Below are 23,740 nucleotides of genomic sequence, written 5' to 3'. Positions count from 1 at the left end.
GAGGCGGAAAGGACACGTCGATGAACATTCAGACGACGAACCGCCTGACAGCAGCCGAGACGGCGCTGATCGAGGCGTATAACGACCAGATGGGCGATCTACCCGGTGACGGCGAAGTGTTCGCCGTCCGTGACCGCCTGCTCGACGAGCTGAAGACCGCAGGCCTGCCGACGCGCCGCGTCGAGGCATGGCATTACACCGATTTCAAGAATCTGCTGCGTCTGGTGCCGAGCGATATCGGCAAGGGTCTTGCCGTAGCCTTGCCACCGACGGTCGAGGGATGTCCGGTCATTGCCGTTCTCCAGGGCAAGGCAAGCGAGAAGGCTGCCGTCAAGGGTCTGGCGATCGGCCGTTACGCCGATAGCCTGGCTGACGGCACGGCCGCCGCCGGTCTGGAGGCAATCGACAAGGACGACGCCATCGGCCGCATCAATGCCAGCTTCGTACGCGATGGCTACGTCATCGATCTGCCCGATGGCACCGAACTGGAAGCGCCGCTGGAAGTGCAGTTCGTCCACGCCGGTGGCCAGATCCACAGCCGCCTGCCTGTATCCTTTGGGGCCGACGTCAAGGCAACTGTCATCGAGCGTCATCAGGCGGTCGAAGGCGCGGCTGCGCTGGTTTCGTCTGTCAGCGAAGTGAAGATCGGCAAGGGTTCTGAGATCACCTGGATCATCCTGCAGGAGCAGGGCAGTGAGGATACGCATCTCGGTCAGCTCCGCATCGATCTCGGTGCCGACGCGAAGCTCAGGCTGTTTGTCATCAACGCCGGCGGCAAGCTGGTGCGTCAGGAACTGTACATCAAGGTCGCGGGCGAGGGCGCCGATCTGACGCTGCGCGGCATCAACCTGCTCGGTGGCGATACCCATACCGACGTGACGATGGTGCTCGGTCACGACGTTCCGAACACCGGTTCCACTGAAGTCATCCGCAACGTGGTGTTTGATCGCGCACGCGGCGTGTTTCAGGGCATGATCCGGGTTGCACCGGATGCGCAGAAGACCGATGCCAAGATGGCCTGCAACACCCTGCTGATGTCCGACGATGCCGAATTTTCGGTCAAGCCGGAACTCGAAATCTTCGCCGACGACGTGCAGTGCGGCCATGGCGCCACTGTCGCCGATATCGACCGGAACCATCTCTTCTATCTGATGGCCCGCGGCATTCCGGAGAACAAGGCGCGCGCCATGCTGGTCAACGCCTTCGTGGCCGAGATCGTCGAGGAACTGGAAGACGAGGCCCTGGTCGAGGCGCTGGAAGGCGTTATCTCCGCCTGGCTGGAAAAGCACGCCTGATTGGAGGCAAAGCTCGTGGACAAGATCGTGCCGGCAACGGCCTATGACGTCGAAGCCATTCGCCGGGATTTCCCGATCCTGGCGAAAACGGTGCATGGCAAGCCGCTGGTCTATCTCGACAACGGCGCCTCCGCGCAGAAGCCGCAGGTCGTCATCGATGCCATCTCGCATGCTTATTCCAACGAATATGCCAATGTGCATCGCGGCCTGCACTTCCTGTCCAATGCGGCGACGGAAGCCTATGAAGCGGCTCGCGAAAAGGTGCGCCGCTTCCTGAATGCGCCGTCCGTCGATGATATCGTCTTCACCAAGAACTCGACCGAGGCGATCAACACGGTCGCTTACGGCTGGGGCATGCCGAAGATCGGGGAAGACGACGAGATCGTCGTCTCCATCATGGAGCATCACTCCAACATCGTTCCCTGGCATTTCATTCGCGAACGGCAGGGCGCGAAGCTCGTCTGGGTGCCTGTCGATGACGAGGGCGCGTTCCATATCGAGGATTTCGAGAAGAGCCTGACGGCGCGCACCAAGCTCGTCGCCATCACGCATATGTCGAATGCGCTCGGAACGGTCGTTCCGGTAAAGGAAGTCTGCCGGATCGCGCATGAGCGCGGCATTCCGGTATTGATCGACGGCTCGCAGGGCGCCGTGCATATGCCAGTCGACGTACAGGACATCGATTGCGACTGGTACGTCATGACCGGTCACAAGCTCTATGGTCCGTCGGGTATTGGCGTGCTCTACGGCAAGAAGGACAGGCTTGCCGAGATGCGGCCTTTCCAGGGCGGCGGCGAGATGATCTTCGACGTCACCGAGGAAAACGTTACCTACAACGAGCCGCCGCATCGTTTCGAAGCCGGCACGCCGCCGATCGTTCAGGCGATCGGTCTTGGCTACGCGCTCGATTACATGGACGGTATCGGCCGGGAAGCGATTGCACGCCATGAGGCTGAACTTGCTGCCTATGCGGCGGAGCGGCTGAGGGATATCAATTCGCTACGCGTCATCGGCACGGCGCCCGGCAAAGGCGGAATTTTCTCCTTCGAGCTCGCGGGCATTCATTCACACGACGTCTCGATGGTGATAGACCGCCAGGGCGTTGCCGTTAGGGCAGGGACGCATTGCGCCCAGCCGCTCTTGAAACGCTTCGGCGTTACCTCCACATGCCGTGCATCGTTCGGCCTGTACAATACGCGCGCCGAGGTGGATGCTTTGGCGGATGCGCTGGAATATGCGCGCAAGTTCTTTGCCTAAGGAGGCAAGTGATGTCACTCGACGAAAGCGAACAGAAGATCGACGTACGCGAAGGGATCGTGCATTCCAGCATCCCCGAAGATGAGCTGGCACGCCTCAGCGACGACATCATTTCTGCGCTGAAGACGGTCTACGATCCGGAAATTCCCGCCGACATCTTCGAACTCGGTCTTATCTACAAGATCGACATCGAAGACGACCGCATGGTGAAGATCGTCATGACGCTGACCGCGCCCGGATGCCCTGTTGCCGGCGAAATGCCGGGCTGGGTTGAGAATGCTGTCGGCGCCGTTGAAGGTGTTTCCGGTGTGGATGTCAGCATGACCTTCGATCCGCCGTGGACGCCGGATCGCATGTCGGAAGAAGCGCAGGTTGCCGTCGGCTGGTATTGAAGCTTTAGGCCGCCGGCTTTACATTGAGACTCGAAGCGCCGGATCTTGACCCCGGTTGCGGAAGGAGAATGAGCCCATGGGCTTTGCAATCATGAGCATGACGGATGCGGCATCTGCCCGCGTCAAGGCGATTGTCGAGAATTCCGGCCCCGATGCCAAGGGCGTTCGCGTCGGCATCAAGAAGGGCGGCTGCGCCGGGATGGAATATACCATCGATCTGGTGACCGAGCCGAATTTGAAGGACGACCTGATCGAGCATGATGGCGCCCGGGTCTGGGTCGAGCCGTCAGCCGTTCTTTATCTGCTCGGCACCCAAATGGGCTTCGAAACCACGACGCTGCGTTCGGGCTTTACCTTTACCAATCCGAACCAGACATCGGCCTGCGGCTGCGGCGAATCCGTCGAATTGAAGCCTGCCGATCTCGCCGCCTTGGCGGCTCAGCGCCAGGCCGCGCAACCCGCTTAAAGCAGACTATTCCGTATTCCCCCTCGCTGCGTTCCATGCTTTGATCGCCGCACGCTGGGGTTTTCTGCGTCGTCTCCCTGGCTAGCCGGCTGAGCCGGATAAAATCGGCAGGGCGAGCGGCGAGGGATCTTATGGCGGCATCGGCATGGGTTTACACATTGATCCCGGCAACGGCCGCGATTGCGGGCGCCGCGGTTGCGGTCAACACGCGACCAGGCCCCAATCTCGTCAGCGCCATACAGCATTTTGCCGCCGGCGTCGTCTTTGCGGCGGCCGCCGGTGAGATCCTGCCCGATGTCATGCATCGAGGCTCTCCCTTGGCGACTGTCATCGGCGGTGCGATTGGCGTCGCCGTCATGCTGCTGGTGAAACAACTGGAAAACCGGGCCAAAGGCCCGGTCGGTCTGCTCGCGGCCATCGGCATCGATATTTTGATCGATGGCCTCGTGCTCGGTATCGGATTTGCGGCTGGCCCGAAGGTCGGCCTGCTGCTCACGATCGCCCTGACGATCGAGGTGCTGTTCCTTGGCTTGACGGTGGCGAACGAGCTTGGCGAGAGTATCCGCTCTCGCGCCAGGATCGTCGCAATTACGGCCGCGCTTGCACTCCTGTTGCCGATCGGTGCTTTGCTCGGGACGCCGATCGCGTCGCTGCCCGACCCCATCCTGACTGGATTTTTTGCGTTCGGGCTGATCGCGCTTCTCTATCTCGTCACCGAGGAGCTTTTGGTCGAAGCCCACGAAACACCTGATCGTCCTTGGGTGACGGCCATGTTCTTCGCGGGCTTTCTCGTGCTTCTTCTGCTCGAAGAGGCGATAGGCTAACGATATTCAGAATTCCGATTGCCGACTTTAGTTCGCGGCCGGCACCGGCGTCAGCTTGAGGCCGAGCGCCTTGACGACTTTCAGGATGGTTGCGAATTCCGGATTTCCGTCACCGCTGAGCGCGCGATAGAGCGCCGAGCGGTTCATGCCCACATCCTTGGCGAGTTTGCTCATGTTGCGCCTGCGGGCCAGTTCGCCCAATGCCTTGGCGATCGATGCGGGGTCGTCCGTTTCGAAGGCGGCTGCGATGTAGCTGTCGGGATTGTCGGTGCTCAGGGACGTGTCCTGGTTCATGTCATGGGCCTTTCCGTATGAGCCAATCGCGGATGATGCCGATCTCGTCCTGATTGACGTCGTGACCGGTTGCCAGCACATGTGCGCTGACATCCGCGCCGGCATTTGCAAATTGATTTTTCATGAGATCTGCGTCGCCGGGGTTGCGCCGCCGATCGTCTGCGCCTGATGTGATCAGGATCGGCAATGCGGTCAGGGACGGAAAATGAGCGTCCGGCGCTGGCGAGAGCGGCCGCATCAGGATCGCCGCAGAAGCCAAGTGAGGCGCTCGAAGAAGAATGGACGCAGCCATGATCGCGCCATTTGAGAAGCCGAGCAGGACGGGTGGGTGCTTCAGTCTATTGTCTTCCAGCGCGGATGCGATGAAACCGCAAATGTCATTCGTGCGCCTGTCAAGATCGGCATGATCCAGGCTGCGATCCGGATGGCGACAGAAGAAAGCGAAGCCTGATTCCCAAATCACCGGACCGCGCAGTGCCATATATGGCCGTTGCGGCGCGACAGCGTTGGCAAGCGAGATAAGTGAGGTTTCGTCCTGGCTGCTTCCGTGCAGGAGAAGCAGCGGGGATGAAAGGTATTCTCCTCGCCCGGCGACGAAATGAAATTCCGGTTGTTCCGGCATAAATCTGTATTCCAGGCCCCGTTGCCGCATCATCGAAAACGCCGCGCATCCGTTCGGACACGCGGCGTTTTCATAGACAAGTTTCGCAATAGATTTATGTCTGTTTGCAGCGAAGCGACTGAACCGCTTCGCTTTTTCGCAAAAAACCTATTCCGCGGCCTCGGCGTAGGATTCCAGCGGCGGGCAAGTGCAGATCAGGTTGCGATCGCCGTAGACATTGTCGATGCGATTGACGGGGGACCAGTATTTGTCCACCCGGAAAGCGCCTGGCGGGAAGCAGGCCTGTTCGCGGGAATAGGGACGATCCCATTCGCCAACAAGGTCTTCCACCGTGTGCGGTGCGTTCTTGAGCGGATTGTTGGTCTTGTCCATCCGGCCCTCTTCGATATCGCGGGCTTCCTGGCGGATCGCCAGCATGGCCTCGCAGAAGCGGTCGAGTTCGGCCTTCGTCTCCGATTCGGTCGGCTCGATCATCAGCGTTCCGGCAACCGGCCAGCTCATGGTGGGTGCGTGGAAGCCGCAATCGATGAGGCGCTTGGCGACATCGTCGACGGTGACGCCGGCGCTTGCGACCAGCGGGCGGGTGTCGATGATGCATTCATGCGCCACGCGTCCGTCCTTCGACTTGTAGAGGACGTCGTAAGCGCCCTTCAGCCGGGTCGCGATATAGTTGGCGTTGAGGATCGCCACCTTCGTCGCCTGTGTCAGGCCTTCGCCGCCCATCATCAGGCAGTAGCTCCAGGAGATCGGCAGGATGGAGGCCGAACCGAAGGCTGCCGCCGACACCGCGCCGCTGCGGCCGTCCGTTTCCGGATGACCGGGCAGGTGGGGCGCCAGATGTGCCTTGACGCCGATCGGACCCATGCCAGGGCCACCGCCGCCATGCGGAATGCAGAAGGTCTTGTGCAGGTTGAGGTGGCTGACGTCGGAACCGATGTCGCCGGGGCGCGACAGGCCGACCATGGCGTTCATGTTGGCGCCGTCGAGATAGACCTGACCGCCATGCTTGTGCACGAGATCGCAGATCTCCTTCACCGTTTCCTCGAAGACGCCGTGCGTCGAAGGATAGGTGATCATGCAGCAGGAGAGGTTGTCGGCGTATTGCTCGGTCTTGGCGCGGAAGTCGGCCATGTCGATATCGCCGTCGTCGCTGACCTTGACGACCACGACCTTCATGCCCGCCATCTGCGCCGAAGCAGGGTTGGTGCCGTGCGCGGAGGTCGGGATGAGGCAGATGTCGCGATGACCCTGGCCATTGGCAATATGGTAGTTGCGGATGGTCAGTAGGCCGGCATATTCGCCCTGCGCGCCGGAATTCGGCTGCATGGAGAAGGCGTCATAACCGGTCACGGAGCAAAGCTTCTCCGTCAGATCGTCGATCATTTCGCGGTAGCCCAGCGCCTGATCGGCCGGCACGAAGGGATGGATGTCCGAAAACTCCGGCCAGGTGATCGGCAGCATTTCCGCCGTGGCGTTCAGCTTCATGGTGCAGGAGCCGAGCGGGATCATCGAGCGGTCGAGCGCCAGGTCGCGGTCCGAAAGACGACGGATATAGCGCGTCATCTCGCTTTCGGCGCGGTTCATGTGGAAGATCGGGTGCGCCAGATATTCACTGGTGCGCAGCAGGGTCTTCGGCAAGCGGTAGGACGGTTCGAAATCGGCGATGCGGAAATCGCCGCCGAATGCGCGCCACACGGCCTCGACCGTCGCCGGGCGCGTGCGCTCGTCGAGGCTGATGCCGATCTTCGTTTCACCGACCTTGCGCAGGTTGACGCCTTCGGCGACGGCCGCGCGCAGAATCAGACCCTGCATATGGCCGACCTCGACAGTGATCGTGTCGAAGAAAGTCTCCGGCTCGACGGTATAGCCGAGCCTTTCCAGGCCCTTGGCCATCAGCACGGCCTTCTGGTGAACCTGCTGGGCAATAGCCTTCAGGCCCTGCGGACCGTGGAAGACCGCATACATGGAGGCCATGACGGCGAGCAGCACCTGCGCGGTGCAGATGTTCGACGTCGCCTTTTCGCGGCGGATATGCTGTTCGCGGGTCTGGAGCGACAGGCGATAGGCACGGTTGCCGCGCGCATCGACCGAAACGCCGACGAGACGGCCCGGCATGGAGCGCTTGTAGTCGTCCTTGACGGCCATAAAGGCCGCATGCGGGCCGCCATATCCCACAGGCACGCCGAAACGCTGCGACGAGCCGATAGCGATATCGGCGCCCATTTCGCCTGGAGACTTCAAGAGCGTCAGGGCGAGAAGATCAGCCGCCATGATGGCGATGGCGCCGGTCTGGTGCAGGCGCGCAATCAGGCCGCTGAAGTCGTTGATGTGACCATGCGTGCCCGGATACTGGAAGATCGCACCGAAGACATCGACCGGATCGAGGTCGGTGAAGGGGGTGCCGACGACGACGGTCCAGCCAAGCGGCTCGGCGCGGGTCTTGATCAGTGCGATGGTCTGCGGATGGCAGTCAGCATCGACGAAGAAGGCCTTTGCCTTGGACTTGGCGACGCGTTCCGCCATCGCCATGCCTTCGGCCGCGGCCGTCGCTTCATCGAGCAGCGATGCGTTGGCGACATCGAGGCCGGTGAGGTCGCTGATCATCGTCTGGTAGTTCAGCAGCGCCTCGAGGCGGCCCTGGCTGATCTCAGGCTGATACGGCGTATAGGCCGTGTACCAAGCCGGATTTTCCAGAATGTTGCGCTGGATGACCGGCGGCGTGATCGTGCCGTAGTAGCCCTGGCCGATCAGAGACACCAAAACCTTGTTCTTGTTAGCGGTCTCGCGCAGGCGGTCGAGCGCTTCGCGCTCCGTCATCGGAGCGCCCCAGGCGAGCGGTGCCTTCTGGCGGATTGCCGGCGGCAGCGTCGCGTCGATCAGGCCGTCGAGGCTCTTGTAGCCGATCACCTTGAGCATATCGGCCATCTCGGAGGGAGACGGGCCGATATGGCGACGATTGGCAAAGTCGTATGGCTGGTAGTCGGTGAATGTGAATTCCGTAGGCGTCGTCATTACCCGATCAGCTCCTTGTAACCGGATTCATCAAGAAGACCATCAAGATCGCTGACATTCTTCAGCTTAAGCTTGAAGAACCAGCCGGCACCCATCGGATCGGAATTGACGAGGGCCGGATCGGCGGTGATGGCTTCGTTGACTTCAGTGATCTCTCCGTCGAGCGGACAATAGACTTCAGAGGCCGCCTTGACGGATTCAACGGTTGCCGCGTCGCCACCCTTGGAAAAGCTGGCGCCGACTTCAGGCAGTTCCACGAAAACGAGATCGCCGAGCTGCTCGGCGGCATGGGCGGTGATGCCGACCGTCGCGACATCGCCTTCGACCTGCAGCCACTCATGTTCTTCGGTGAATTTCAGCATGGGTAATATCCTCTCTGGAAAAGACGTTCAGCGTTTGTAGGTAGGCTTGATGAAAGGCAGGGCGCTGACGACAATGGGCAGGTATTTGCCGCGTACTTCAGCGTAAACGGTGGTGCCGGGTGCGGTGAAATCGGTCGGCACATAGCCCATGGCAACCGGGGATTCGACGCTCGGGCCGAAACCGCCCGAGGTCACTTCGCCGATTTCGGTTTTGCCTTCGGCATCGGCATAAAGTTTGGCGTGACCGCGCACGGGCGCCTTGCCCTCGGGCTTCAGACCGACGCGGCGACGCGAGGTGCCACCATCGAGCTCGCCGAGAATGCGGCTTGCGCCCGGAAAACCGCCGGCGCGTGCGCCACCGGTCTTGCGGTTTTTTTGAATGCCCCATTCGAGCGCGCCTTCGATCGGCGTCGTCGTCTGGTCGATATCATTGCCATAGAGGCAGAGCCCGGCTTCGAGGCGCAGCGAGTCACGGGCGCCAAGGCCGATCGGCTGCACGTCCGGATGTTCCAGCAGCCGCTTGGCGATATCCTCGGCCTTGTCTGTTGGCACCGAGATTTCGAAGCCGTCTTCGCCGCTATAGCCGGAGCGCGACACCAGGCAGGAGACATCGTGGAGGCGACAATGGCGCACGTCCATGAACTTCATGTAGGCGATATCGGCCCAGAGTTCCGCAAGCACGTCGACGGCGCGCGGTCCCTGCAGGGCGATCAGAGCGCGATCAAGTAAGGCAACTTCGCAGCTATCGCCGATATGATCTTGAAGATGCTTGAAATCCTGCTCTTTGCAGGCGGCGTTGACGACGACGAAGAGATAGTCGTCCATATGGGTGATCATCAGATCGTCGAGGATGCCGCCCTTGTCGTCGGTGAAGAAACCGTAGCGCTGGCGGCCTTCGGCGAGGCCGAGAATATCGACCGGCACGAGGCTTTCGAGCGCAAGCGCCGCGTCCTCGTATTTTCCGGAGCGGGCGCGGATCGTCACCTGACCCATATGCGACACGTCGAACAGGCCGGCATTCGATCGGGTCCAGAGATGTTCCTTCAGAACGCCGGGAGCATATTGCACCGGCATGTCGTAGCCTGCGAACGGCACCATGCGGGCACCGAGCGATACATGCAGGGCATGAAGGGGTGTTGTCTTGAGGGCAGCGGTCTCGTCCAAATGACGCCTCCGGGTTTTGCGCTCGTCTCGAAGCGCAGAGCTCACAATTTCGGCGTGACTACGCCTGACGATGAGCCCCCTCTGTCTGTTTGCCTGAGATTGTTATCCCTTCGGCGAACGCTCGCGCGCTTCTCTCCAGAGTTCCGTCTGCCCCTTGCTGGTCCTTTGGCCTGAGAGTTTCCGGGGCGGTTGCTCCTTCGGCACCGGCTTGCACCGGATTCTCCCAACAAGGTCGAGAGCCATTATCCGGTCCCGGTCGGAGATGGCAAGGGGCAAATGTCGCCGCTAAACAAATTTTTGTCGCGCCGATCAATCCTGCGTTTGGCAATGAATACGGGCCTTTGCAACAACGGCCGGAGCGGCTATCCCTTCAGCTCGCTTGAGGAGACGGGCAGGAGATGATCATGGACCGCAACCATACCGCAGCATTATTGATTTCGTTCGCCGCGTTTTCGCTTTATCAAGGCGGAGCGATGGCACAGGACAGCGGCGCGATGAAGTCCATGCCTGGTATGCATATGGATGCCGCCGCAGCGCCTTCCGGTTCCGCCGCCGCCAAGCTCGGCGATCTCGATATCAGCGGCGGCTATGTTCGCGCCATGCTGCCCGGCCAGCCCGTCGGCGGCGGTTACATCACCATCCACAATACGGGCAAGACAGACGACAAGCTGACCTCCGTGACCTCGTCGTCCGCCGGCAAGGTGGAATTGCACGAGATGAAGATGGATGGCGAGATCATGAAGATGCGTGAGATCAAGGGTGGCATTTCCATTCCGGCCGGCGCCACGGTGACGCTCGCGCCCAATACGATGCACATGATGTTCAAGCAGGTAAGGACACCCTTCAAGCAGGGTGGCACGGTCCCCGTGATGCTGATGTTCGACAAGGCGGGCATGGTCGATGTCAATCTGCCTGTCGTCTCGGCTAGGGGAAACTGAGCCAGAAAATCATTCGGCCGTACAATTCCGGTTTCCACTTTTCCTCGAAATGCTCTAAAGCCACGTCAAAAGGCCGGGAATTCCCCGGCCGCGGGGCCGATGGTCCCATGGTTTGAATAGGCATGATCCCGTCCAACGCGCGTTTGGCATTTCCCGGAACATGCTGCGGTATTTGAAAGAAGAAGAATGGCCGGGATTGAACATATACAGGTCGAGCCTGAAGAAGCCGGCATGCGCCTTGACCGCTGGTTCAAGGTGCATTTCCCAGGGCTTGGCTTTGGTCAATTGCAGAAGCTGCTGCGGTCCGGCCAGGTGCGCGTCGATGGCGGCCGCGTCAAGACGGATGCGCGCGTGCAGCCGGGTCAGGTGGTGCGCGTGCCGCCGCTCGATGTCGACGCCAAGGGCTCGAAGAGCGGCCCCATCGCCAGCAACGACCTCAAACACGCCGGCGACGGCGAGCTTCTGGCGCGCATGCTGCTGCATGAAGACGACAAGGTCTATGTCTTGAACAAGCCGGCCGGCCTCGCCGTGCAGGGCGGTTCCGGCCTGACACGTCATATCGACAAGATGCTCGAAGCATGGACGAGCAAGAAGGGCGAGAAGCCGCGCCTGGTACATCGTCTCGACCGCGACACGTCGGGCGTTCTCGTCATTGCGCGTACCCGCGGAGCCGCGCAGAAGCTGACTGCGGCGTTTCGCGAGCGTGACACCAAGAAGACCTATTGGTCGCTGGTCAAGGGCGTGCCGCGCAAGCACGAGGACAAGATTTCGACCTGGCTGGTGAAGGAAGCAACGGCCGATGGCGACCGCATGCGCATCGCCAAGCATGGTGAGGAGGGTGCGGATCACGCCATCTCCTACTATCGCGTGCTCGAAACCGCGGCTCAGAGCCTCGCCTGGCTGGAGATGGAGCCCTATACCGGCCGCACCCACCAGCTGCGCGTCCATGCGCTGCACATGGGTCACCCGATCATCGGCGACCCCAAATATTTCGATGACGATCCGAACTGGGATTTCCCGGGCGGCGTCCAGAAGCGGCTGCATCTGCACGCACGTCACATCGATATTCCGCATCCGAACGGCGGCCGCCTACGCGTTACGGCACCTCTGCCGCCGCATATGGTGCAGACCTGGAACCTTCTCGGACTAGACATGGCATCGGCAGGGGAGCCGGACGACGAATGAAACTGGTTCTTTTCGATTGCGACGGCACGCTGGTCGATAGCGTGCGGTTGATCCACGAGGTCATGGCGCGAACTTTCGTTGCCTTCGGCTACAAGCGCCCCGACGTTTCCGCTACCAAGTCGATCATTGGGCTCTCGCTTGATATCGCCATCGCACGCATGCAGGGCAAGCCGCATGTCGACGAGGAAGCGATCGCCATGACGGCGCACTACAAGTCGATCTTCCCCGGCGTCCGTGACGAGGCGGATATGCAGACGCCGCTCTTCGACGGCATCAAGCCACTGATCGAGACGCTTGCCGCACGCGAAGAACTGCTGCTCGGCGCCGTCACGGGCAAGTCCCGTCGCGGCCTGACCCATATTCTTGAGGCCAACGATTTCACACGCTATTTTGTTGTCTCGCGTACCGCCGACGATTGCCCGTCGAAGCCGCATCCGGCGATGGTGACGGAATGCTGCGATGAAACCGGCACGGACCCACACGATACGATCGTGATCGGCGATGCCATCTACGACATGCAGATGGCGAAGGCGGCGGGTGCAACGGCCATTGGCGTCGCCTGGGGTTATGCCTCCGTCGAAGAGCTGCTGGCGGCCGGCGCTGATGCCATCGCCCACCATCCGAACGACCTGTTGAGCCATATTCTCTGAGGTGACGCCATGCGCGACCTGTTGAACGATCTTTCCGAAGGACTGAGCCACCCCGATCCGATCCGCCGCGCGCAGATCCAGATGAAGAAGCCGCTGCCCAAACGCTTCTACAAGGAGGTGACGATCAGCGCGGACGAGGGTGCTCACGCCATCGCGCTTGACGGCAAGGTGATAAAGACGCCGGCAAGGCGTTCCCTGGCTCTGCCAACCGAAGCGCTTGCCAGGCTGGTGGCAGGCGAATGGGCGCGGCAGGTCGATGTGATCGATCCCGCGACCATGCCGGTCACGCGCCTCGTCAACACGGCAATCGATGGTGTTGCGGCGGAAAGCCAGGCCGTGTTCGACGAAATCGTGCGTTTCTCGGGAAGCGACCTGCTCTGCTACCGGGCAGACGGGCCGGAACGGCTCGTTGAGCGGCAATCGGAGCGCTGGAACCCTGTGATCGAATGGGCGGCGCGCGACTTCGGTGCCCGCTTCATCCTGGCCGAAGGCGTCATGCATCAGGACCAGCCGGCCGAAGCGATCGCAGCCTTTGCCGCAGTGTTGGGCAAGTACCATACGCCGATGGAGCTTGCGAGCCTTCACACAATCACGACGCTCACCGGCTCGGCGATCCTGGCGCTTGCCTTTGCCGAAGGATTCCTGCCGCTTTCCGAGGTCTGGTCGCTTGCCCATCTCGATGAGGACTGGACGATCGAGCACTGGGGCAGCGATGAGGAAGCTGAACATCGCCGTGCACAACGTTTTGAGGAATTTCAGGCCGCGACCGACGTTTTTTCTGCGCTTCGCAGTTGAATATTGTTGGATTCCAGTCCTTTATATCGATCTGCATATCTTGCGGGTTTGAAAGTTGGGGCAGGGATCATGTTGTTGTTGAGGCCGAGAGCCGTATCGGCGCTCGTGGGATGTTTGGCACTGGCCGCGTGTTCAAGCTGGTCTGTCGATCCCCCACCTCCAACCTATGACGTGCGCAGTGCCACCGTTGTCGCCGATCAGGCTCTGCCGCCGGTGTCGCCGGCGCTGGTTGCCGCCGTCAATGATCGCGTGAATGCTGCAATTGCGGCAACGACCCATAATGCAACCCTGCCACAAGTTGCCGTCACCATTCGTCTGAGCGATGTGCGCAGAGCGCGCGGCTTCAACCGTGATCGCTCCAGCGCCAAGATCAATATCGACGCGGCATCCATGGATGGCGGCTCGGTAATCGCCATGGCGTCTTTCGAAATCAGAACAGTCGCTCCCGATCCGGCCACGGCCGACGAACTGCTGGCGGAGGACATCGCCGCCCGCGTCCGCTCCATCTTTTCGCTGACCATGCCGCGGCTGGCGAACTGACACGATAGCTTCAAAGAGGGCTCATGCCATGCTAAGCCCGAGCAGCCAAGGAGAGAGGGCCGCATGAAGGAAATCCTGCAGGAACTGGAACGTCGTCGCGAGATCGCAAGGCTCGGCGGCGGACAGGTGCGCATCGATGCGCAGCATGCGCGCGGCAAGCTGACGGCGCGTGAGCGTATCGACATCTTTCTGGATGAAGGCTCCTTCGAAGAGTTCGACATGTTCGTCGAGCATCGCTCGACTGATTTCGGCATGGACAAGAGCAAGATCGCTGGTGATGGCGTCGTGACCGGCTGGGGCACGGTCAACGGCCGTACCGTTTTCATTTTTGCCAAGGATTTCACAGTTTTCGGTGGATCTCTTTCGGAAGCACATGCGGAAAAGATCACCAAGGTACAGGATATGGCGCTGAAGAACCGGGCGCCGATCATCGGTATCTACGACGCCGGCGGCGCCCGCATTCAGGAAGGCGTGGCGGCACTCGGCGGCTACGCCGAGGTCTTCCAGCGCAATGTGCTTGCCTCCGGCGTCATTCCGCAGATTTCCGTCATCATGGGCCCATGCGCGGGCGGTGACGTCTATTCTCCGGCCATGACGGATTTCATCTTCATGGTGCGCGACACCTCCTACATGTTCGTTACCGGGCCTGACGTGGTGAAGACCGTCACCAACGAGACCGTTACCTCCGAGCAGCTCGGCGGAGCCTCGGTTCACACGACGAAATCCTCGATCGCCGACGCCGCCTACGACAATGATGTCGATACGCTCTTGCAGGTGCGCCGTCTCATCGATTTCTTGCCGCAATCGAACACCGCCGCGGTGCCCGAGATCGAGTGCTATCAGTCCGTGACCGAGCCGGACAACTCGCTCGATACGCTGATTCCGGCCAATGCCAACAAGCCGTACGACATCAAGGAGCTGATCCTGAAGATCGCGGATGAGGGCGATTTCTTCGAGATACAGGATAGTTTTGCCAAGAACATCGTCTGCGGTTTCGGCCGCATAGAAGGTGCGACGGTCGGCTTCGTTGCAAATCAGCCGATGGTGCTCGCCGGCGTTCTCGACAGCGATGCGTCACGGAAGGCCGCGCGCTTCGTGCGCTTCTGCGATTGCTTCAATATCCCCATCGTTACCTTCGTCGACGTGCCGGGCTTCCTGCCGGGGACGGCGCAGGAATATGGCGGGCTGATCAAGCATGGCGCCAAGCTGCTCTTTGCCTATGCCGAAGCGACCGTGCCGAAACTGACGGTCATCACCCGCAAGGCCTTCGGCGGCGCCTATGACGTCATGGCTTCAAAACATCTGCGCGGCGATCTTAACTATGCCTGGCCGACGGCACAGATCGCCGTCATGGGTGCCAAGGGTGCCGTCGAGATCATCTTCCGCAAGGACATTGCCGATCCGGAAAAGATCGCTGCTCATACGAAGATGTATGAGGACCGCTTCCTGTCGCCGTTTGTCGCGGCCGAGCGCGGTTATATCGACGAAGTGATCATGCCGCGCTCGACCCGCCGGCGGCTGGCGCAGGGCCTCAGGATGCTGCGCAACAAGGATTTGACGAATCCCTGGAAGAAGCATGACAACATCCCGCTGTAAGTCTGTGACAACAAGTCACAGATTTTACACGGAAATTTGATTGGACGTCAGAAGCCGTGTTTTCACGTTCATGCCAGTCCACTCTATTGCTTCCTCGTGGGGGAGTTAAAACTGGAGTTTAACATGGCGCTTTCCGATCGGCTGAATCAATATCAGCCCTATGCTCTTACCGTATTGCGTATCGTCACCGGCGTATTGTTCATCGAACATGGCTTGCAGAAGCTTCTAGGCTTTCCGCCCGGTGGTCAGTTCCCAAGCCCGCTGCCGACCCTGATTCTGGTTCAGGGCATCATCGAAATCGTTGGCGGATTGGCAACGATCATCGGCTTCTTCACCCGGCCGGTCGCATTCATCCTGTGCGGCAACATGGCCGTTGCCTATTTCATGGCGCATTACCCGAAGAATTTCTTCCCGGTCAACAATGGCGGTGACGCGGCGATCCTTTATTGCTTCATCTTCCTGTTCCTGATCTTCGCAGGGCCGGGCCTTCTGGCGATCGACAACAACAAGAAGTAAACAGCCTCTTCGTCGGGTTCGGCTGATCGCCCGGTCCGGCGAATAAATTTGTCTCTCGCGTGTTCACTCCGTTGTCAGCGAAACGAGAGCACTTTCAACAGGATCTCCTTCGCATCCCCTATCGAACGGAGATCCTCATGTCACTTTCCGAACGCTTGTCGCCCCATCAGCCCGCTGCCCTCGCTATTTTGCGAATCATGACGGCGCTGTTGTTCATCGAACACGGCACGCAGAAGCTCTTCGGCTTTCCGCCGGCGCCTTACGCGATCACGACGCTATTCTTTGTCGCGGGAATCATCGAGCTTGTCGGCGGCACTCTCATCCTGCTCGGACTTTTCACCCGTCCCGTCGCCTTTCTGCTCAGCGGCGAGATGGCGATTGCCTATTTTACTGTCCACATGCCGATCAATTTCTTCCCGGCCAACAATCAGGGCGATGGGGCGATCCTGTTCTGCTTCATTTTCCTGTTTCTGGTGTTTGCCGGACCGGGAGAGTGGGCGCTGGACAATCGCCAGCGCCGGTGATCGCGCCTTGTCAGGCGACGAATTTGAGGCCGGCGATGCCGGCCACGATCAAGCCGATGCAGAGCAGCCGGACGACGGTTGCGGGGTCGCCGAGCAGCCATATGCCGAGCAGGACGGTGCCGACCGTGCCGATACCGGTCCAGACGGCATAGGCGGTGCCCATCGGCAGGGTCTTTACCGCAAGGCCGAGCAGCGCGATGCTGATGACCATCGATATGACGGTGAAAACCGTCGGCGTCAGCCGCGTGAAGCCATCGGTATATTTCAGGCCGACTGCCCAGCCGATTTCAAACAAGCCTGCAAGGAAAAGCAGGAACCAAGCCATTTTTACGCTCCTTTGTTAAGAGCGAGGCCGTCCCCGCGGATGTTTACGGCCGGTTTTGGATACCCGCCGCCGCAGTCGTCTGCGTGTTTCCTATATGCCTTTGTCGTTAGCGCTTTTCAAGCTTTTGAGTGCATGGCTGCCATGCCACCCGTTTCACGCTAGCCTTTCCGCATGCCACTTCAGATGGTCGTCCATGAAGGTCGAAATGAAGTAATAGGAATGGTCGTAGCGCTCGTGCATGCGCAATGTCAGGTCGATGCCGGTGCTCTTGATCGCCTCTTCGAACAGCCATGGGCGCAGGCCTGTTTCGAGAAAGTTGTCGGCCTTGCCCTGGTCTATCAGGAACGCGGGGAAGCGGGCGCCATCTTCGACGAGCGAGCAGGCGTCGTAGCGCCGCCAGGCGGTCCTGTCGCTGCCCAGGTATTTTTCAAGCGCGGGTGCTGACCAATCGGCCGTCGACGGCTGTACGATCGGGGCAAACGCCGAGCAGCTCTTGAAGCGATCCGGCTTTTTCAGCGCGATCGTCATGGCACCATGGCCGCCCATGGAGTGGCCGAATATGCCTTGGCGATTCATGTCGGCTCGAAATTGCTTGGCGACGATCGCGGGCAGCTCCTCGGTGATGTAGCTGTACATCCGATAGTTCTCGGCCCAGGGCGTCTCGGTGGCGTCGAGATAGAAGCCGGCGCCCTTGCCCATCTGCCAATTGGTCAGCTCGTCCGGTACATCATTGCCGCGCGGGCTGGTGTCCGGGCAGACGATAATCAGGCCGAGTTCTGCGGCCATGCGCCGATATTCGCCCTTCTCCATGACGTTGGCATGGGTGCAGGTGAGGCCGGAAAGATACCAAAGGACCGGACGCGGCTCCTTGATCGCCTGCGGCGGCACGAAGACGGCGAAGGTCATTTCGCATTTGCAGGCTTCGGACTCGTGCGAAAAGACGCCCTGCATGCCGCCGAAGGCGGTATTCTGGGAAATGATGTTCAAGGCTGTTCTCCGGGCGATGATTGATGTGCTTTCGCACGCCGGCAGAGCCGGTCGAAGGTTTCGAGGAAGGCGGAGCGATCGCGCGGCGAAAAGGCGGCGTTGTAGCCCTTGCTCTCGCCGGTTTCGCGAAGATGTGCGCCGAGATCGCGCATGGCAGTCGCCATGCCGATATTCGTCTTGTCGAAGACACGACCGGTTGGTCCCGTTACCAGCGCTCCCATCGCGACACAGCGACCTGCAAGCGGCACGTCGGCGGTCACGACGATATCACCGGCAACAGCATGTTCCGCGATCCAGTTGTCGGCGGCATCGAAGGCGTTGGAGACGATTACGTTATGCACCATAGGGTCCCGCGATGGCCGCAGCCCGGAATTGGCGACAAAGGTAACCTCGATGCCGTGGCGTTCGGCAACCTTCAGGATTTCCGGCTTGACCGGGCAAGCATCAGCATCGACGTAGATCATAAATCTCTATCTTTTCAGAGATATGCGGCATGTTTCTCACATGCCGCATATCATACCGTTTGCGCAAGCGTCAGTAGATGACGACACCCCGGACACTCTTTCCGGAGTGCATGAGGTCAAAGCCCTTGTTGATGTCTTCGAGCGGCATGGTGTGGGTGATCATCGGATCGATCTCGATCTTGCCCTCCATGTACCAGTCGACGATCTTCGGCACGTCGGTGCGGCCACGGGCGCCACCGAAGGCCGTGCCCATCCACGAGCGGCCCGTCACCAGCTGGAACGGGCGCGTCGAGATTTCCTGGCCGGCGCCGGCAACGCCGATGACGACGGACTTGCCCCAGCCGCGATGCGAGGCTTCCAGTGCCTGGCGCATCACCTTGGTGTTGCCGGTGCAGTCGAACGTATAGTCGGCGCCGCCGATCTGGTCGGCACCGCGCTTCGTCATGTTGACGAGGTAGGGCACGATATCGTCGCCGACTTCTTTCGGATTGACGAAATGCGTCATGCCGAAGCGCTCGCCCCAGGCCTTCTTGTCATTGTTGAGATCGACGCCGATGATCATGTCGGCGCCGGCAAGCCGCAAGCCCTGGATGACATTGAGGCCGATACCGCCGAGACCGAAGACGATCGCTGTCGCGCCCATCTCGACCTTGGCGGTGTTGATGACGGCGCCGATGCCCGTCGTTACGCCACAGCCGATATAGCAGATCTTGTCGAAAGGCGCGTCCGGATTGACCTTGGCAACCGCGATTTCCGGCAGCACGGTGTAATTGGCGAAGGTCGAGCAGCCCATATAGTGATGGATCTTGTCCTTGCCGATCGAGAAGCGCGAGGTGCCATCCGGCATCAGGCCCTGGCCTTGAGTGGAGCGGATCGCGGTGCAGAGGTTGGTCTTGCGGCTGAGACAGGACGGGCATTCCCGGCATTCGGGTGTATAGAGCGGAATGACGTGATCGCCCTTCTTGACCGAAGTCACCCCCGGTCCAACGTCGACGACGATGCCGGCACCCTCATGGCCGAGGATGGCAGGGAACAGACCTTCCGGATCGGCGCCCGACAGGGTGAAATCGTCGGTATGGCAGATGCCGGTCGCCTTGACCTCGATCAGCACTTCGCCAGCCCTCGGTCCCTCAAGCTGAACCGTCATCACCTCAAGCGGTTTGCCGGCCTGCACCGCTACGGCTGCTCTTACGTCCATCGTCTCATCCCTTCATGCTATGGTTTGGTCCGCGCGACATTTGCATGGGCGCGCTAGACGGCTCAAGCGAAATTAATGCCGTATTTTGATCAGGAAAATTCCATGATCACCGCATCGACGGCGAGGCTTTCGCCGGGCCTGGCGTTGATTTTGCCGATCACCAGGTCGCGTTCGGCGCGCAAAACGTTTTCCATCTTCATCGCCTCAACGATGGCCAGCGTCTCGCCCGCCTTGACCTCCTGGCCCTCGGAAACGGTGATCGCCACCACCAGACCAGGCATGGGGCAGAGGAGCAGCTTCGACGTATCTGGCGGTAATTTGACCGGCATGAGTTTGTCGAGCTCGGCCTGACGCGGCGTGAATACCCTGGCCCTGACGGAGATGCCCTGCCAATCGATGCGCAGGCCATTCAGCACTGTGCGGATCTGGGCGGTCAATTTACGGCCACCCACGGTGCCGACCCAGACAGAATCACCGGGACGCCAGTCGGTTGCGACGGTCACGGTCCTGTCATCAACCCGCATGTCCATCTCGAAAGGAATGGTCACCACGCCTTCGATCAGCGTCACGGGCAGGTAGGCCGCGGCGAGCTTGACGATCCAGCGCTCCCGCAACGGCGCGGCCGCGGGGCGCAACCGGTCGCCAAAGCGCTCGCGGCGGTTGGATTCGATCAGGCTGCAGGAGAGAGCGACGGCCGAAAGCAGGGCGGTCTGCTCCTCATCCGGCGCCACCGGCGCAAAGCCTTCCGGATATTCCTCAGCAATGAAGCCGGTGGAGAGACGACCCTCGCGCCAGCGCGGATGCTTCATGAGTGCCGAGAGGAACGGCATGTTGTGCTCGATGCCGTCGACGACGAAGCCATCCAAGGCTTCACCCATCGCTTCAATCGCCTCCAACCGCGTCGGAGCCCAGGTGCAGAGCTTGGCGATCATCGGATCGTAATACATGGAGATCTCGGCGCCCTCGAAGACGCCGGTGTCGTTGCGGACGACCGATTTTTCCGTCCTGCCTTCGCGCGGCGGGCGATAGCGCGTCAGACGACCGATCGAGGGCAGGAAATTGCGGTAGGGGTCTTCCGCGTAGAGGCGGCTTTCGATCGCCCAGCCGTTGAGCTTGATATCAGCCTGCTTGAACGGCAGTTTTTCGCCGGCGGCAACGCGGATCATTTGCTCGACGAGATCGATGCCGGTGACAAGCTCCGTCACCGGATGCTCGACCTGCAGGCGGGTATTCATTTCAAGGAAATAGAAATTTCGGTCACGATCGACGATGAACTCGACCGTGCCGGCGCTTTGATAATCGACGGCCTTGGCAAGCGCCACCGACTGCTCGCCCATGGCCTTGCGCGTCGCTTCGTCGAGGAACGGCGAGGGCGCCTCTTCCACGACCTTCTGGTTCCGGCGCTGGATGGAGCATTCGCGCTCGCCGAGATAGACGACGTTGCCGTGGGCATCGGCCAGCACCTGGATTTCGATGTGCCGGGGGTCGACGACGAACTTCTCGATGAAGACGCGGTCGTCGCCGAAGGAGCTTTTCGCCTCCGAACGGGCACGCTCGTAACCATCCCGCACCTCGTCCTTGCTCCAGGCGATGCGCATGCCCTTGCCGCCGCCGCCGGCGGACGCCTTGATCATCACGGGATAGCCGATTTCGCCGGCAATCCGCTCAGCATGATCGGCGTCATCGATGATGCCGAGATGGCCCGGAACGGTGGAGACCTTGGCGGCATTGGCGAATTTCTTCGATTCGATCTTGTCGCCCATGGCTTCGATCGCCTTCGGCTTCGGGCCGATGAAGACGATGCCTTCCTTCTCCAATGCAGCGCAGAATGAGGCGCGCTCGGAGAGGAAGCCGTATCCTGGATGAACGGCTTCGGCGCCGGTCTCCTTGCAGGCGGCGATGATCTTGTCGGCAATGAGATAGCTTTCGGCGGCGGGCGCCGGACCGATATGGACTGATTCATCGGCCATTTCGACATGCAGGGCATCCCGATCCGCATCGGAATAGACGGCGACCGTGAGGATGCCCATCCGGCGCGCAGTCTTGATCACGCGGCAGGCGATCTCGCCGCGATTGGCGATCAGGATTTTCTTGAACATGCAATCTCCGCCCAAATACTCTATTCAGTCAGTGTTTTAGCCATAAATTGCGCTGTCGGTCCATGCGCAAGATGTCTGCGCTTATGCGGTTTTTTCCAATCTCGACTGAACGCGCTCCCGCCAGATGATGAAGAGACCGGAGCCGACGATGATAGCGATGCCGATCCATTTGGAAAGATTGGGGAAATCGCCGAAGATCGTATAGCCGAGAACGGTGGCGGAAATGATCTCGAAATATTGGAACGGGGCAAGCAGAGAGATCGGCGCCAGCCGGAAGGCCCTGACGACAAGCATATGCGCATAGCCTGAAATCGAACCCAGAATCAGCAGAAGCACGAGGCCAAGCACAGAGGCGGGCAGGGAAGGTTCGAAATCGGCAATGCCGGCTGTCGAACCGGCGAAGAGAGCGAATGCCATGAACAGCGTGCCGCCGGCGCCCGCCATGATCTGCATCGTCAACGGCGAATCCGCCTCGCCGACAGCGCGGTTCATGAAGAGATAGAGCGCATAGAGAAAGGCGCAGGCGACGGGGAGCAACGCCTTCAAGCCGAAGATCGCGAAGCTCGGCTGAATGACGATCATGGCGCCGCCAAAGCCTATGGCGATCGCCAGCCAACGCTTCCAGCCGACCCTGTCGCCGAGGAACAGAGCCGAAAGCGCCGTCAGCATGAAGGGTTCGACGAAATAGATCGCGAAGACATCGGCAAGCGGCATGTATTTGACCGCCGCGAAGAACAGCAAGCTTGCGGCTCCATGCAAGGCGCCACGCAACAGGTTCATCCAGGGGCGTTTGGCCGAAAAGGCTGACCTGCCGGTCGTGGTCGCCAGCAGCGGCAGCATGCACACAAGCTGAAAGAAGAAGCGATAGAAGGTCACCTGGCCAGGCGACATGCCTTCGAAACTCGCCATGTACTTGGCGATCGCATCCATCGTCGGCAGCAGGATCATGGCGCTTGCCATGATCGTCATGCCTTTGAGCGGATTCTGCTGCGTGGAAACGGTTGAGACGAGGGGCATGGACCAACATCAAACACAGGAACGGCATGCAATCAAGGCGCGATCAGGCGCCGGCCGCAAGGTGCGCAGGCAGTCCTTGGAAAATGTCACATTTTTCCAATTGGGACAGATCGCCATGGCGAGATGACGCCCTTAGACCTATCTGGAGCTTCGGAAACGGCTAAAACATGAAGGCGCCGCGCAAAATCGCTGGCGCGGCCAGGAAAGGGATCGCACCGATGTTCAAGCCCGAACAAGAGACGACCGTTTTTTCGGATGAAGGCGACGATACGCTCGGCGGGCGCTTGTCGATGGCCCGCGATGCAGCGGGAATCAGCCTCGAAACGCTGGCCAGCCAGCTCGGCGTCAGCGAGGAGACGATGCTCGCATGGGAATCCGACCGCGCCGAGCCCAATCCGTCCGCTCTGGTCAAAATGTCGGCTTTGTTCGATGTTTCTCCGGCATGGCTGATGACCGGATCAGGCGACGGACCTGGGGAGGACAGCGACGAGCGCGCCTTGGAAGCCGTCCGGAATGAGCTTTCGCGGCTGCGGACGGCCTATCAGGAGATCGGCCGGCTAATCGAGACGACGACCAACCAGCTCGAACGCCTCGATCATCAGATAAGGCTGCGCAATCTCAGCAAGGACGTGGCGCATTGACCTTTCGCCCCAAGACATTGACGTTCAGGTTGTTCTGAACGGAACCGGGGTGGGAATCCATACGACGGGGCTGCGTGGAGGACTGTTAGCTGTTGTTATGGAACATGAGCAAGGTCGCCTGTGAGATAGCGTCCTTTGAGTGTCCTTCCGCCCCGTTCAAGATAATAGTTCGGTTCCCCATCTTTGAAATGCCAAATCACGTCTCGGATCGTTCCCTGACCGCCGCTAAACGCGACGCTGTCTCCAACGTGAAAATTCGGCGATGCAATGAGCCTCAAGCACTCTTCTCGGACTTGAAACCGTTCCGCGCCGAATTCAATATCTGCCCATCCGTTTCGACGAGCGATTATTCGAACCACACGTTGATGCAGGTTCAGAAGTCGCGGGACGCTGCTAGACGCAGCAAGCCGCGGATCGGTTTCATTCGTCCAGAAGAGGATTGCCGATTCTTCTTTAACAGCGAGCATGAGGCGGAGGCCGACTGACGTGCCCCCGTTAAATTAGGCCATTTAGAACTGGAATTTTCCACTTATGATCCCTGCGGGGAAGAGAGGAGAATTCGATGAAGGCCTCGAAG

At 60.3% G+C, this 23,740-nt stretch carries 26 protein-coding genes and 2 riboswitches; of the genes, 15 read left to right on the top strand and 11 right to left on the bottom strand.

Features of this window, described 5'->3' with window-relative positions; all coding sequences use genetic code 11:
- Window positions 1-20 precede the first annotated feature (20 nt).
- The 5 genes from sufD (at window position 21) to ACIQWP_RS10800 (ending at window position 4,234) form a co-directional block, all read left to right on the top strand.
- Window positions 21-1,295, top strand: coding sequence for a Fe-S cluster assembly protein SufD (sufD, locus tag ACIQWP_RS10820; protein ID WP_402786223.1), 1,275 nt, complete (start codon window positions 21-23; stop codon window positions 1,293-1,295).
- Between the two features lie 15 nt (window positions 1,296-1,310).
- Window positions 1,311-2,552, top strand: coding sequence for a cysteine desulfurase (locus ACIQWP_RS10815; protein WP_402786220.1), 1,242 nt, complete (start codon window positions 1,311-1,313; stop codon window positions 2,550-2,552).
- An 11-nt stretch (window positions 2,553-2,563) separates the two neighbouring features.
- Window positions 2,564-2,944 (top strand): SUF system Fe-S cluster assembly protein, encoded by a 381-nt coding sequence (locus ACIQWP_RS10810; protein WP_402786217.1) that lies wholly within the window; start codon window positions 2,564-2,566, stop codon window positions 2,942-2,944.
- Between the two features lie 76 nt (window positions 2,945-3,020).
- Window positions 3,021-3,410 carry a Fe-S cluster assembly scaffold SufA gene (gene sufA / locus ACIQWP_RS10805; protein ID WP_402786214.1) on the top strand — a complete coding sequence of 130 codons (390 nt, stop codon included), beginning with the start codon at window positions 3,021-3,023 and terminating at the stop codon, window positions 3,408-3,410.
- Window positions 3,411-3,541: 131 nt separating this feature from the next.
- Window positions 3,542-4,234, top strand: coding sequence for a ZIP family metal transporter (locus ACIQWP_RS10800; protein ID WP_402786211.1), 693 nt, complete (start codon window positions 3,542-3,544; stop codon window positions 4,232-4,234).
- A gap of 27 nt (window positions 4,235-4,261) precedes the next feature.
- Here the strand turns inward: ACIQWP_RS10800 and ACIQWP_RS10795 are convergent, their stop codons facing one another.
- From ACIQWP_RS10795 to gcvT, 5 genes are all read right to left on the bottom strand, one after another.
- On the bottom strand, window positions 4,262-4,528 hold the full coding sequence (locus ACIQWP_RS10795; protein WP_402786208.1) for an addiction module antidote protein: 267 nt from the start codon (window positions 4,526-4,528) through the stop codon (window positions 4,262-4,264).
- Window position 4,529: 1 nt separating this feature from the next.
- Window positions 4,530-5,150 carry an alpha/beta hydrolase gene (locus tag ACIQWP_RS10790; protein ID WP_402786205.1) on the bottom strand — a complete coding sequence of 207 codons (621 nt, stop codon included), beginning with the start codon at window positions 5,148-5,150 and terminating at the stop codon, window positions 4,530-4,532.
- A 147-nt stretch (window positions 5,151-5,297) separates the two neighbouring features.
- Window positions 5,298-8,162: an aminomethyl-transferring glycine dehydrogenase gene (gene gcvP, locus ACIQWP_RS10785; RefSeq protein ID WP_402786202.1), complete on the bottom strand. Its 2,865-nt coding sequence runs from the start codon at window positions 8,160-8,162 to the stop codon at window positions 5,298-5,300.
- Window positions 8,162-8,524, bottom strand: a complete 363-nt coding sequence (gene gcvH / locus ACIQWP_RS10780; RefSeq protein ID WP_402786199.1) for a glycine cleavage system protein GcvH — start codon at window positions 8,522-8,524, stop codon at window positions 8,162-8,164. Before gcvH ends, gcvP begins: the two co-directional genes overlap by 1 nt.
- 27 nt (window positions 8,525-8,551) lie before the next feature.
- Window positions 8,552-9,688 carry a glycine cleavage system aminomethyltransferase GcvT gene (gcvT, locus tag ACIQWP_RS10775; protein ID WP_402786196.1) on the bottom strand — a complete coding sequence of 379 codons (1,137 nt, stop codon included), beginning with the start codon at window positions 9,686-9,688 and terminating at the stop codon, window positions 8,552-8,554.
- Between the two features lie 71 nt (window positions 9,689-9,759).
- A riboswitch (glycine riboswitch) is annotated at window positions 9,760-9,837 on the bottom strand.
- A gap of 3 nt (window positions 9,838-9,840) precedes the next feature.
- Window positions 9,841-9,924: riboswitch (glycine riboswitch) on the bottom strand.
- Window positions 9,925-10,092: 168 nt separating this feature from the next.
- On the opposite strand from gcvT, the gene ACIQWP_RS10770 reads away from it, so the two are divergent.
- The 8 genes from ACIQWP_RS10770 to ACIQWP_RS10735 all read left to right on the top strand — a co-directional run bounded on the left by ACIQWP_RS10770 (window position 10,093) and on the right by ACIQWP_RS10735 (window position 16,432).
- Window positions 10,093-10,626, top strand: a complete 534-nt coding sequence (locus ACIQWP_RS10770; protein WP_402786193.1) for a copper chaperone PCu(A)C — start codon at window positions 10,093-10,095, stop codon at window positions 10,624-10,626.
- Window positions 10,627-10,812: 186 nt separating this feature from the next.
- Window positions 10,813-11,811: an RluA family pseudouridine synthase gene (locus ACIQWP_RS10765; protein ID WP_402786190.1), complete on the top strand. Its 999-nt coding sequence runs from the start codon at window positions 10,813-10,815 to the stop codon at window positions 11,809-11,811.
- Entirely contained in the window at window positions 11,808-12,461 is a 654-nt protein-coding gene (locus tag ACIQWP_RS10760; RefSeq protein WP_402786187.1) for an HAD-IA family hydrolase, read from the top strand. Before ACIQWP_RS10765 ends, ACIQWP_RS10760 begins: the two co-directional genes overlap by 4 nt.
- Window positions 12,462-12,470: 9 nt before the next feature.
- Window positions 12,471-13,256: an ATP12 family chaperone protein gene (locus tag ACIQWP_RS10755; RefSeq protein WP_402786184.1), complete on the top strand. Its 786-nt coding sequence runs from the start codon at window positions 12,471-12,473 to the stop codon at window positions 13,254-13,256.
- A gap of 69 nt (window positions 13,257-13,325) precedes the next feature.
- Entirely contained in the window at window positions 13,326-13,796 is a 471-nt protein-coding gene (locus tag ACIQWP_RS10750; RefSeq protein ID WP_402786181.1) for a hypothetical protein, read from the top strand.
- A gap of 63 nt (window positions 13,797-13,859) precedes the next feature.
- Window positions 13,860-15,392, top strand: coding sequence for an acyl-CoA carboxylase subunit beta (locus ACIQWP_RS10745; RefSeq protein WP_402786178.1), 1,533 nt, complete (start codon window positions 13,860-13,862; stop codon window positions 15,390-15,392).
- Window positions 15,393-15,515: 123 nt separating this feature from the next.
- On the top strand, window positions 15,516-15,908 hold the full coding sequence (locus tag ACIQWP_RS10740) for a DoxX family protein (RefSeq protein WP_402786176.1): 393 nt from the start codon (window positions 15,516-15,518) through the stop codon (window positions 15,906-15,908).
- Window positions 15,909-16,045: 137 nt separating this feature from the next.
- The gene (locus tag ACIQWP_RS10735) at window positions 16,046-16,432 is read left to right on the top strand and encodes a DoxX family protein (protein ID WP_402786173.1); all 387 of its coding nucleotides are present in this window, start codon (window positions 16,046-16,048) and stop codon (window positions 16,430-16,432) included.
- A 10-nt stretch (window positions 16,433-16,442) separates the two neighbouring features.
- Here the strand turns inward: ACIQWP_RS10735 and sugE are convergent, their stop codons facing one another.
- The 6 genes from sugE to ACIQWP_RS10705 form a co-directional block, all read right to left on the bottom strand.
- The gene (sugE, locus tag ACIQWP_RS10730; RefSeq protein WP_402786170.1) at window positions 16,443-16,757 is read right to left on the bottom strand and encodes a quaternary ammonium compound efflux SMR transporter SugE; all 315 of its coding nucleotides are present in this window, start codon (window positions 16,755-16,757) and stop codon (window positions 16,443-16,445) included.
- 153 nt (window positions 16,758-16,910) lie between these two features.
- Window positions 16,911-17,744 carry an S-formylglutathione hydrolase gene (gene fghA / locus ACIQWP_RS10725; protein WP_402786167.1) on the bottom strand — a complete coding sequence of 278 codons (834 nt, stop codon included), beginning with the start codon at window positions 17,742-17,744 and terminating at the stop codon, window positions 16,911-16,913.
- A complete protein-coding gene (locus tag ACIQWP_RS10720; RefSeq protein WP_402786164.1) occupies window positions 17,741-18,208 on the bottom strand; it encodes a YaiI/YqxD family protein in 468 nt (155 codons plus the stop codon). The genes fghA and ACIQWP_RS10720 overlap by 4 nt, the downstream gene beginning before the upstream one ends.
- Before the next feature lie 70 nt (window positions 18,209-18,278).
- Window positions 18,279-19,406, bottom strand: a complete 1,128-nt coding sequence (locus ACIQWP_RS10715; RefSeq protein WP_047633454.1) for an S-(hydroxymethyl)glutathione dehydrogenase/class III alcohol dehydrogenase — start codon at window positions 19,404-19,406, stop codon at window positions 18,279-18,281.
- Between the two features lie 89 nt (window positions 19,407-19,495).
- A complete protein-coding gene (locus ACIQWP_RS10710) occupies window positions 19,496-21,505 on the bottom strand; it encodes an acetyl-CoA carboxylase biotin carboxylase subunit (protein WP_402786158.1) in 2,010 nt (669 codons plus the stop codon).
- 81 nt (window positions 21,506-21,586) lie between these two features.
- On the bottom strand, window positions 21,587-22,522 hold the full coding sequence (locus tag ACIQWP_RS10705; protein WP_402786155.1) for a DMT family transporter: 936 nt from the start codon (window positions 22,520-22,522) through the stop codon (window positions 21,587-21,589).
- Window positions 22,523-22,740: 218 nt separating this feature from the next.
- On the opposite strand from ACIQWP_RS10705, the gene ACIQWP_RS10700 reads away from it, so the two are divergent.
- Together ACIQWP_RS10700 and ACIQWP_RS10695 are read left to right on the top strand one after the other, a co-directional pair.
- Window positions 22,741-23,163: a helix-turn-helix domain-containing protein gene (locus ACIQWP_RS10700; protein ID WP_402786152.1), complete on the top strand. Its 423-nt coding sequence runs from the start codon at window positions 22,741-22,743 to the stop codon at window positions 23,161-23,163.
- 104 nt (window positions 23,164-23,267) lie between these two features.
- Window positions 23,268-23,648 (top strand): hypothetical protein, encoded by a 381-nt coding sequence (locus ACIQWP_RS10695; RefSeq protein ID WP_402786150.1) that lies wholly within the window; start codon window positions 23,268-23,270, stop codon window positions 23,646-23,648.
- The last annotated feature ends 92 nt before the right edge of the window (window positions 23,649-23,740 follow it).

The organism is Rhizobium sp. NPDC090279 (assembly GCF_044769665.1).
Classification (GTDB): domain Bacteria; phylum Pseudomonadota; class Alphaproteobacteria; order Rhizobiales; family Rhizobiaceae; genus Rhizobium.
The sequence above is the reverse complement of the archived record's forward strand: the minus strand, read 5'-3'. Positions and strand labels throughout refer to the sequence as shown.

What these genes read in the sequence shown, in the direction of transcription:
- ACIQWP_RS10800 (WP_402786211.1), top strand. Translation starts at nt 3,542, where the DNA reads ATGGCGGCATCGGCATGGGTTTACACATTGATCCCGGCAACGGCCGCG.
- ACIQWP_RS10735 (WP_402786173.1), top strand. Translation starts at nt 16,046, where the DNA reads ATGTCACTTTCCGAACGCTTGTCGCCCCATCAGCCCGCTGCCCTCGCT.
- sufD (WP_402786223.1), top strand. Translation starts at nt 21, where the DNA reads ATGAACATTCAGACGACGAACCGCCTGACAGCAGCCGAGACGGCGCTG.
- sugE (WP_402786170.1), bottom strand. Translation starts at nt 16,757, where the DNA reads ATGGCTTGGTTCCTGCTTTTCCTTGCAGGCTTGTTTGAAATCGGCTGG.
- ACIQWP_RS10700 (WP_402786152.1), top strand. Translation starts at nt 22,741, where the DNA reads ATGTTCAAGCCCGAACAAGAGACGACCGTTTTTTCGGATGAAGGCGAC.
- ACIQWP_RS10695 (WP_402786150.1), top strand. Translation starts at nt 23,268, where the DNA reads ATGAGCAAGGTCGCCTGTGAGATAGCGTCCTTTGAGTGTCCTTCCGCC.
- ACIQWP_RS10795 (WP_402786208.1), bottom strand. Translation starts at nt 4,528, where the DNA reads ATGAACCAGGACACGTCCCTGAGCACCGACAATCCCGACAGCTACATC.
- ACIQWP_RS10715 (WP_047633454.1), bottom strand. Translation starts at nt 19,406, where the DNA reads ATGGACGTAAGAGCAGCCGTAGCGGTGCAGGCCGGCAAACCGCTTGAG.
- ACIQWP_RS10710 (WP_402786158.1), bottom strand. Translation starts at nt 21,505, where the DNA reads ATGTTCAAGAAAATCCTGATCGCCAATCGCGGCGAGATCGCCTGCCGC.
- ACIQWP_RS10720 (WP_402786164.1), bottom strand. Translation starts at nt 18,208, where the DNA reads ATGATCTACGTCGATGCTGATGCTTGCCCGGTCAAGCCGGAAATCCTG.
- ACIQWP_RS10810 (WP_402786217.1), top strand. Translation starts at nt 2,564, where the DNA reads ATGTCACTCGACGAAAGCGAACAGAAGATCGACGTACGCGAAGGGATC.
- ACIQWP_RS10740 (WP_402786176.1), top strand. Translation starts at nt 15,516, where the DNA reads ATGGCGCTTTCCGATCGGCTGAATCAATATCAGCCCTATGCTCTTACC.
- ACIQWP_RS10765 (WP_402786190.1), top strand. Translation starts at nt 10,813, where the DNA reads ATGGCCGGGATTGAACATATACAGGTCGAGCCTGAAGAAGCCGGCATG.
- sufA (WP_402786214.1), top strand. Translation starts at nt 3,021, where the DNA reads ATGGGCTTTGCAATCATGAGCATGACGGATGCGGCATCTGCCCGCGTC.
- ACIQWP_RS10755 (WP_402786184.1), top strand. Translation starts at nt 12,471, where the DNA reads ATGCGCGACCTGTTGAACGATCTTTCCGAAGGACTGAGCCACCCCGAT.
- ACIQWP_RS10760 (WP_402786187.1), top strand. Translation starts at nt 11,808, where the DNA reads ATGAAACTGGTTCTTTTCGATTGCGACGGCACGCTGGTCGATAGCGTG.
- ACIQWP_RS10745 (WP_402786178.1), top strand. Translation starts at nt 13,860, where the DNA reads ATGAAGGAAATCCTGCAGGAACTGGAACGTCGTCGCGAGATCGCAAGG.
- ACIQWP_RS10750 (WP_402786181.1), top strand. Translation starts at nt 13,326, where the DNA reads ATGTTGTTGTTGAGGCCGAGAGCCGTATCGGCGCTCGTGGGATGTTTG.
- ACIQWP_RS10770 (WP_402786193.1), top strand. Translation starts at nt 10,093, where the DNA reads ATGGACCGCAACCATACCGCAGCATTATTGATTTCGTTCGCCGCGTTT.
- gcvH (WP_402786199.1), bottom strand. Translation starts at nt 8,524, where the DNA reads ATGCTGAAATTCACCGAAGAACATGAGTGGCTGCAGGTCGAAGGCGAT.
- gcvP (WP_402786202.1), bottom strand. Translation starts at nt 8,162, where the DNA reads ATGACGACGCCTACGGAATTCACATTCACCGACTACCAGCCATACGAC.
- ACIQWP_RS10790 (WP_402786205.1), bottom strand. Translation starts at nt 5,150, where the DNA reads ATGCCGGAACAACCGGAATTTCATTTCGTCGCCGGGCGAGGAGAATAC.
- ACIQWP_RS10705 (WP_402786155.1), bottom strand. Translation starts at nt 22,522, where the DNA reads ATGCCCCTCGTCTCAACCGTTTCCACGCAGCAGAATCCGCTCAAAGGC.